The sequence below is a fragment of the Aeromonas sp. ZOR0001 genome (assembly GCF_000801015.1).
Classification (GTDB): Bacteria; Pseudomonadota; Gammaproteobacteria; order Enterobacterales; family Aeromonadaceae; genus Aeromonas; species Aeromonas veronii.
The window spans coordinates 54932-62559 of record NZ_JRJY01000004.1; the positions used below are offsets into that span (position 1 = coordinate 54932).

The 7628-nt window shown below is 54.6% G+C and carries 9 protein-coding genes; all 9 read right to left on the bottom strand.

Annotated elements, in window-relative coordinates; translation table 11 throughout:
- Positions 1-3 precede the first annotated feature (3 nt).
- Entirely contained in the window at positions 4-648 is a 645-nt protein-coding gene (ccmA, locus tag L972_RS00505) for a cytochrome c biogenesis heme-transporting ATPase CcmA (protein WP_047434303.1), read from the bottom strand.
- Positions 649-846: 198 nt separating this feature from the next.
- Positions 847-1224: a DUF2802 domain-containing protein gene (locus L972_RS00510; protein ID WP_005353661.1), complete on the bottom strand. Its 378-nt coding sequence runs from the start codon at positions 1222-1224 to the stop codon at positions 847-849.
- Positions 1225-1252: 28 nt separating this feature from the next.
- A complete protein-coding gene (locus L972_RS00515; protein ID WP_005298836.1) occupies positions 1253-1741 on the bottom strand; it encodes a chemotaxis protein CheW in 489 nt (162 codons plus the stop codon).
- Positions 1742-1810: 69 nt separating this feature from the next.
- Positions 1811-2683 (bottom strand): chemotaxis protein CheW, encoded by an 873-nt coding sequence (locus tag L972_RS00520; RefSeq protein WP_047434318.1) that lies wholly within the window; start codon positions 2681-2683, stop codon positions 1811-1813.
- The gene (locus L972_RS00525) at positions 2680-3474 is read right to left on the bottom strand and encodes a ParA family protein (protein ID WP_005334696.1); all 795 of its coding nucleotides are present in this window, start codon (positions 3472-3474) and stop codon (positions 2680-2682) included. Before L972_RS00525 ends, L972_RS00520 begins: the two co-directional genes overlap by 4 nt.
- A gap of 4 nt (positions 3475-3478) precedes the next feature.
- Positions 3479-4399, bottom strand: a complete 921-nt coding sequence (locus L972_RS00530) for a flagellar motor protein MotB (protein WP_047434321.1) — start codon at positions 4397-4399, stop codon at positions 3479-3481.
- A gap of 2 nt (positions 4400-4401) precedes the next feature.
- A complete protein-coding gene (locus L972_RS00535; protein ID WP_047434323.1) occupies positions 4402-5139 on the bottom strand; it encodes a flagellar motor protein in 738 nt (245 codons plus the stop codon).
- A 2-nt stretch (positions 5140-5141) separates the two neighbouring features.
- Entirely contained in the window at positions 5142-6257 is a 1116-nt protein-coding gene (locus L972_RS00540; RefSeq protein WP_047434326.1) for a protein-glutamate methylesterase/protein-glutamine glutaminase, read from the bottom strand.
- Between the two features lie 32 nt (positions 6258-6289).
- Positions 6290-7628, bottom strand: a 1339-nt coding sequence (locus L972_RS00545; RefSeq protein WP_047434334.1) for a chemotaxis protein CheA, incomplete at its 5' end; no start/stop codon positions are given.

Sequence of the window (7628 nt, forward strand, 5' to 3'; positions counted from 1 at the left end):
GCGTTACTCCTGCAATGTCGATGCTAAGGGGGTCAACGAGATAGTCTTCAGCCGTCCCTGCATCAGGGTCAGATCCTGATGAGTGGTGAGGATCACCATGCCGCCCCGCTCGGCGTGGGCCAGAAAGAGCTGTTCGAGCACCTTGACCCCTTGCTTGTCGATGGCGGTAAAGGGTTCATCGAGGATCCAGAGTGCCGGTTTCTGTGACAGCCAGAGTCTGGCCAGAGCCACCCGGCGTTGCTGGCCGGCAGAGAGTTGGCCGGTCGGGTACTCTTCAAATCCGGCCAGCCCTACCCGGGCCAATATCTGCCACAAGTTAGTCTCTGTTTGCTGCGGGTAATGCAACTGCTGGTAGAACTTCAGGTTTTCAAAAGGGGTCAGCGCCGCTTTGACACCGGGCTGATGGCCGAGATAGAGCAGATTGGCATGATACTCATCACGACAGTGACGAATATTCTCCCCATTCCAGCACACCTCACCGGCAAACGGCTGCGACAGCCCGGTCAACAATCGCAACAGGCTGGTCTTGCCGACCCCGTTGGGCCCTTCAATTTGCACCAGATCGCCGGGCGCAACAGAGAAAGAGAGGTGTTCAAACAGAGTGCGATCTTCGCGCACGCAGCTCAGATTGTTAACTTGAAGCAGCATGGGGATTTTTTCAGAGAAAATGAAGCGGTCTGCATCTTAACACAGTATTGGAATACGTCTTTTCAAAGATGCAACAATTGAACTGACTGGCGACCGGGATCACAAAGAAAATGCGGTAGAAACCATCCGCTCAACGCAGCCGGGGGACAAGCGGCTGCACGCCATAAAATTCAGGAAGGCAATTGCCTTCCTGAATCATCAAGAGCGACCTTTTCGCAACGATATCAAGAGCTCGGCCTCTGCCTTTGGCAACTCGCACTCACTCATGACTTCATCAAGATCGGCGCCCAGTTCGACCATCTTTGCCGCTCGGCTGTAGAGCCTGCGTTCGGGATCCTGCATGGTCAGCTCTTGCTGGCGCTCGTTGACCTGCTGCATAGCCCCTTCCACCGACTGCAGACGCTGCCCCATGCCAATGGCGCCGGTATGGAGTTCCATCATCTGCTTGCGCAAGCTTTCCAACTGACCTTGCAGGGTTGCCACACTGGCCTCGGACTCCTGCTTGCTGCGCTTGCTCTTGAACCAGATATAAGAGGCAAACGCCAAGGCAATCAGGGACACCCCCAAGGCAACCATCTCGATTATCAAAACATCACCTTACTTATCAGAGGGAACCGATATCTTCCCACTCTTCATCGGAGAGCAGCTTGTTCAAGTCAACCAGGATCAGCAGTTGCCCATCGCGGTTGCTCACCCCCTGAATAAACTTGGCGCTCTCTTCAGTACCGACCGCAGGTGCCGCATCGATTTCAGAAGAACGCAGATAAACCACTTCCGCCACGCTGTCGACCATGATGCCGATCACCTGCTTCTCTGCCTCGATGATCACGATCCGGGAGTTTTCACTCACATCACCGGAAGGCAGACCGAAACGGGAACGGGTATCGATGACAGTCACCACATTGCCACGCAGGTTGATGATCCCCAGTACGTACTCAGGCGCACCCGGCACCGGTGCAATTTCGGTGTAGCGCAACACCTCCTGAACCTGCATCACATTGATGCCGTAGGTTTCGTTTTCCAGTTGGAAGGTTACCCATTGCAGCACTTCATCTTCGGCCAGATTCTGTGCAATATTGCGCTTTTCTGTCATGTTTTTATTCCTTTTATGAAAACGTCTACTGCTAAAACTAGCAATAAAACAGCTCGATTGCAGAAGTTATCAGCGACCTTCTATGTTAACCCCACGCTCCAGCAACAGGAGCAGTTCGCGGACATGTAACAGGGCACACATTTTTTCTTTGACCATGCCCGCCAACCAGGGGCGCTTGCCCTCCTGATGGCGCCATTTCACCTGGTCACGGTGTAACAATTCAGTCCCTTTGAGATGATGGCAGGCTAATCCCCACGGCGATTCACCAAGCATAATCAGATACTTGTAATCATCCATCTCGAGATGCTGACCCGGCATGACCCACTGGGCAGTATCGACCACATTCATCTTCTGCTCGCGAGAGGTCATGATCCCCTTGTACCAGCCAGGCTGGCCAAACAGGGAGGTGATCTCGCCCAGCTGATGAATACCACCCAGCTCGGTCAACGGCACCGCAAACGTCACGCCCGCGACTTCAAAGAAAAGGGCCTGAAACTCTTTACCGGTATCGATATTTTCCCAGGCGACCGGTTCACTGGCCTCTACCGGAGCAACCTCCAGCGCCGTTTCGGTCAGGATAGTAGTATGGGGTTCCGCAACCTCGGGAAGCAGAACCTCCGCAGGCCACTCAGGCTCCACCGGCAACAGTGACTCCTCCGCCACAATCTCCAGCGGTGCGGTGAGTGTTATCTCCTGGGTGAAGGCATCATTTTCGAACTGGACTTGTCCCACCTGAGCCAATAGCTCACCGAGCTGGGCAAGCCGTGGATCGCTTTCGAGGTAAGGTGCGGCGACTACCTCGGGGACGCTTTGGGGCTGACGTTGCAACTGTAAAACAGGGGCGGATTGAGCCTCTTCCACCCCATCCAGCACCAGTGGCTCATCGAGCAGCAGGGAGTGGAAATAGTCATCCATCGCCCGAACTTGAATGGTATCTCTCATGCCGTCACCTCATGAACCCGTTGCCGCTCAAGGGCATCAAGATGATTGAGCAGCGTTTCATATGCATAGGTTCCACGACTCCCGGGAGAATAGATAGACGGGGGAATATGCAGCAAGCTGGCATCCCGAAACTTGGTATCAATAGGGATCACCGCATTCCACACTGAATCTCCATATTGATCCTTGATCGACTTCAAGGTCATCAGAGAGGCACGGGTGCGCTTGTCGAACATGGTCGGGATCACGGTATAGCGGAACTTGTCACGCTTGGAACGCTGCATGATCTCGAATGTTTTCATCATCCGCTCCAACCCCTTGAGGGCCAGAAATTCGGTCTGGACAGGCACCAGAATGCGATCGCAGGCAGCCAGCGCGTTGACCATCATCACCCCCAGTACTGGCGGGCAATCGATCAGCACGTAATCATATTGATCCTGAATGCGCAGCAGTGCCCGCTTCAGTACCAGTCCCATCCCCTCACGATTGCCCATCACCCGATCAAGGGTCGCCAAGGTAATAGATGCTGGCAGTAAGTTGATATTTTCGAACTTGGTCTTGAGCGTCAGTTTATTGACAAGCTCGGCTGTCGGTTTGACAGCTTGAAACAACTCATAGAGGGTTCCATCCAGGCGATCTGAATCAAAATCAAGATATGCAGTCAGCGAAGCATGGGGGTCGGTATCAATCAACAGCACCCGCTGGCCACGCTGGGCCAGGATCCCCGCAAGCGAGACCACTGTGGTGGTTTTACCCACACCACCTTTCTGGTTGGCAACCGTCCAAACAATCACTGTATCAATCCTGCCTTGTTGTTATACGTATGCCACCACCGGGCAAGGTGATCACCTTTATCTCTCCTGCATACACCGCCTGTTGTACAGCAGGAATCGGTTCAGCAACTACCGTAGGCGTTGCAACCACAGGTGCTGGCGGCACCCAGGCAAACTTGGAGATAGCGACCACAACCTTGCGATTCTGCAGTCTGCCCTGCTCGCTGCCGTTGTCAGCAAAGGGGGAAAACTCGCCATATGCCTCGAACGCCAGACGCTGGGGGGCGATCCCATCGGCAATCAAACCATTGAGTACCGCTTCGGCCCGAGCAGCAGAAAGCGCCCAGTTAGAACGATAAATTTCATTATTTATCTGTTGGTTATCGGTATAACCCCGAACCCTTACATAGTTATCGACCGGTTTGAGAATACTTGAAAGAGTATTAATGACCGGTGCTGCGTTTGGTCCCAAAAAGGCACTGCCGCTACCAAACAACAACCCGGAACTGAGTTCAACCGTCAGCCAGTTCTCATCTTGCGTCAGTTTGACGATACCGGCATCCACCAGCGAGCCCATGCTCTGTTGCAACTGCATATCGAGTTTTGCAAGTGTCGCGCCATCTTGCAGCACTGGCACACCAGAAATAGGAGCAAGTGAAGGAGAGGGGGATGCTGGGCTTTCCAGCAACGATGGAGAGGCAGATACCGGGTTATCCAGCAGGGAATTACCCTGCCCTTCAAGCAAGCCATTGCCGCCAGACTGCATGACACTGAACGCCTGGCTCATACCATCAATCACCGCGCGATACTTGTCCTTGTTCACCAGCGCAACAGAGTAAAGCACCACGAACAAGGCAAAGATCAGCGTCATATAATCGGCATAGGAGACCAGCCAGCGGTCAAGATGCTCGCGACCCTGCAAGTGCAACCGATAGCGCTTGCGCATGGCTACTCTCCTTTCAAATAGGCCCTGAGCCGGCGTTCAACCTGCAAGCCGTTTTCACCATGGGCGATAGCCAGCAGCCCTTCCAGGGTCATCTCCTGAAAGAGTGCATAGTGATAGTGAAATGCGCGTAGCCGGTTGGCGATAGGCAGGTAGATGAGGTTGGCAAACCCCACTCCATAGATGGTTGCCACAAATGCCACTGCGATACCCGCCCCCAGCGCTGACGGGTCTTCGAGATGAAACATGGCCTGGATCAGGCCCAGCACGGCACCGATGATCCCGATGGTCGGACTGTACCCCCCCATAGCTTCAAATACCCTGGCGGCATGTTCATTGCGCTCCTGCTCGATATCGATGTCCGCTTCCAGCAGCATACGGATATCCTCTGTGGAGACCCCATCGACAATCATGCCGAGCCCTTGACGGGTAAAGTTGTCTTCCTCCTGCTCGGCCTGATTTTCAAGGGCAAGCAGCCCTTGCTGGCGCGCAAAGACGGCCCATGACTGCAACCGTTCGGCCTGCACCGCGAGATCCTGGCGGGGAGGGGTAAAAATCCATAGCAGCTGGCGCAACGCCAGCAAGATGTACTTGGCTGGAGTCTGCAACGTGACGGCACCGACGGTACCGCCCAGCACGATCAAAAAAGCAGGGCCGTCCACCAGCGTCAACAGGGAGCCACCATGCCACAGTTGGGCAATGGCAATAGCCCCCAATGCCAGGAGCAGACCGAGCAAGCCCATGATTAGCGCCCCAACTCAACCAGAATACGCTGGGCCACCTTGTCCAGAGGAAGTGATTCGCTGGCAATTCCCGCTTTGGCTACTGCTTGGGGCATCCCATATACCACGCAGGAAGCCTCATCCTGAGCCCAGATGGTTGATCCCTGCTCTTTCAGCAGTCTGGCGCCATCACGGCCATCAGCCCCCATACCGGTCAACACAATCGCCAATACCTTGTCGGCATAGGTTTTGGCCGCAGAGGCAAAAGTGATGTCCACACAAGGCTTGTAATTTACCTTGTCGTTGCCATCCACGATGCGAATGCGGGCCCCTGCACCACGACCTTCCAGCAACATCTGCTTACCACCGGGAGCAAGATAGGCATGCCCGGGTTTAAGCACATCGCCATCTTCCGCTTCCTTGACGCCAATCTGGCATAACCCGTTGAGACGGGCAGCAAACGCAGCGGTAAAAGTGGCTGGCATATGCTGGATAAGCAGGATGGGATGGGGAAAATCCCCTGGCAACTTGGTCAGCACATTTTGCAAAGCAACAGGTCCGCCGGTAGAAGTGCCGATTGCCACCAACTGATAACTCTTGCCACTGCGCTTGAATGAAGCACTTGGCACAGTGCGTTGCAGGTCAGGCTGACGATCAGGAGTTCTGGGTGAAGTGCTGCCCAGCGGAGCACGAGCAACCGGTTCAGGTGCTTTGGGACGAGCAGCGGATGTCATCAGGAAGCGCTTGCGGGAGATCTCCTTCACCCGCTGTTGCAACAGTCTGACCGCTTCATCTTTGTCTCTGGCAATGTCCTCAAACTTCTTGGGCAAAAAGTCTAGGGCACCGGCGTCCAGAGCATCCAGCGTAGCCTTGGCCCCTTCATGGGTCAGGGAGGAGAACATCAGAATGGGGGTTGGACACTTCGCCATGATCTCCCGCACCGCACTGATGCCATCCATCACGGGCATTTCGATGTCCATGGTGATCACATCAGGGCGCAGTGACAGCGCCTTGTCCACCGCTTCACGTCCATTCTGGGCCGTATCAATCACCGTCAGCATGGGATCCTGATTGATGATCTCGCTCACCCGACGGCGAAAGAAGCTCGAATCGTCGACAACTAATACCTTGACTGCCATTGTTGTTTTTCTAACTCCTTGGGCCTGAGCTATTAATGTCTACGCGCATATGCTTTGAGCAGACTCGGCACATCCAAAATAAGAGCGATTCCGCCATCACTGGTAATCGTCGCACCGGCCATGCCAGGGGTGCCTTGCAGCAGGTTATCAAGTGGCTTGATCACCACCTCTTCCTGACCAATCAAGCTGTCTACCACAAACCCGATTTGCTGAGTGCCAATCTGCACGATCACCACATGTCCGGTATCCTGACGTGAACGCTTGTTGGCGCCACGAATCAACCATTTATGCAGATAGAAGAGCGGTATCGCCTTCTCGCGCACAATGATGGTGAGCTGGCCATCAACCATGTTGGCCTTTTTCAGATCCAGATGGAAAATCTCGTTCACACAACCAAGGGGAAGTGCGAAGGTCTGCTCACCCACTTCCACCATCAGAGTCGGCAGAATGGCTAGCGTCAACGGAACCTTGATTTCAAGACGGGTACCTTTCCCCCAAGTGGAATCTATATGCACCGACCCATTGAGGCTGACAATGCTGGTTTTAACCACATCCATTCCGACACCACGGCCAGAGATATCAGAGATCTCGGCCTTGGTTGAAAAGCCCGGGGCAAAGATCAGGTTATAGGCATCGTTGTCGCTCATGCGAGCGGCAGTATCTGCATCCAGAACACCGCGACTGATGGCAATAGACTTGAGTTTCTCAGGATCCATCCCTGCCCCATCATCCTCGATGCAAAGCAGAATATGATCACCTTGCTGGGAGGCGCTAAGGGTGATTGTCCCTTGCCGCGGCTTGCCCGCTTTCTCTCGCACATCCGGCATTTCGACCCCGTGATCGCATGAGTTGCGAACAAGGTGAACCAGAGGATCGGCGAGCGCCTCTACCAGGTTTTTATCAAGATCGGTCTCTTCCCCCACCATCACCAGCTCAATCTCTTTCTTGAGGGTTCTGGCCAGGTCACGCACCACGCGCGGGAAACGACCAAATACCTTCTTGATTGGCTGCATGCGGGTTTTCATCACCGCACCTTGCAGGTCAGCCGTTACCACATCCAGATTGGCAACCGCCTTTGACATCTCTTCATCATTGCTTGCAATACCCAGGCTCACCAGCCGATTACGAACCAGTACCAACTCGCCTACCATGTTCATGATGACATCGAGAGTCTTGGTATCCACCCGCACCGTCGTATCGCTTTGCACGGCACTGTTTTCTACTGGCGCAGGCGCCGCCTTGGCGGCAGGCGCTGGTGCTTTGGCTGCTTCGGCAGGTTTTGCGGGAGCAGCCGGTGCAGGTTTGGCTACAGGAGTGGCCGGTTTGGGCGGAGTCACCGCAGCAGGTGCGGCAGGTGCGGCAGGTGCGGCA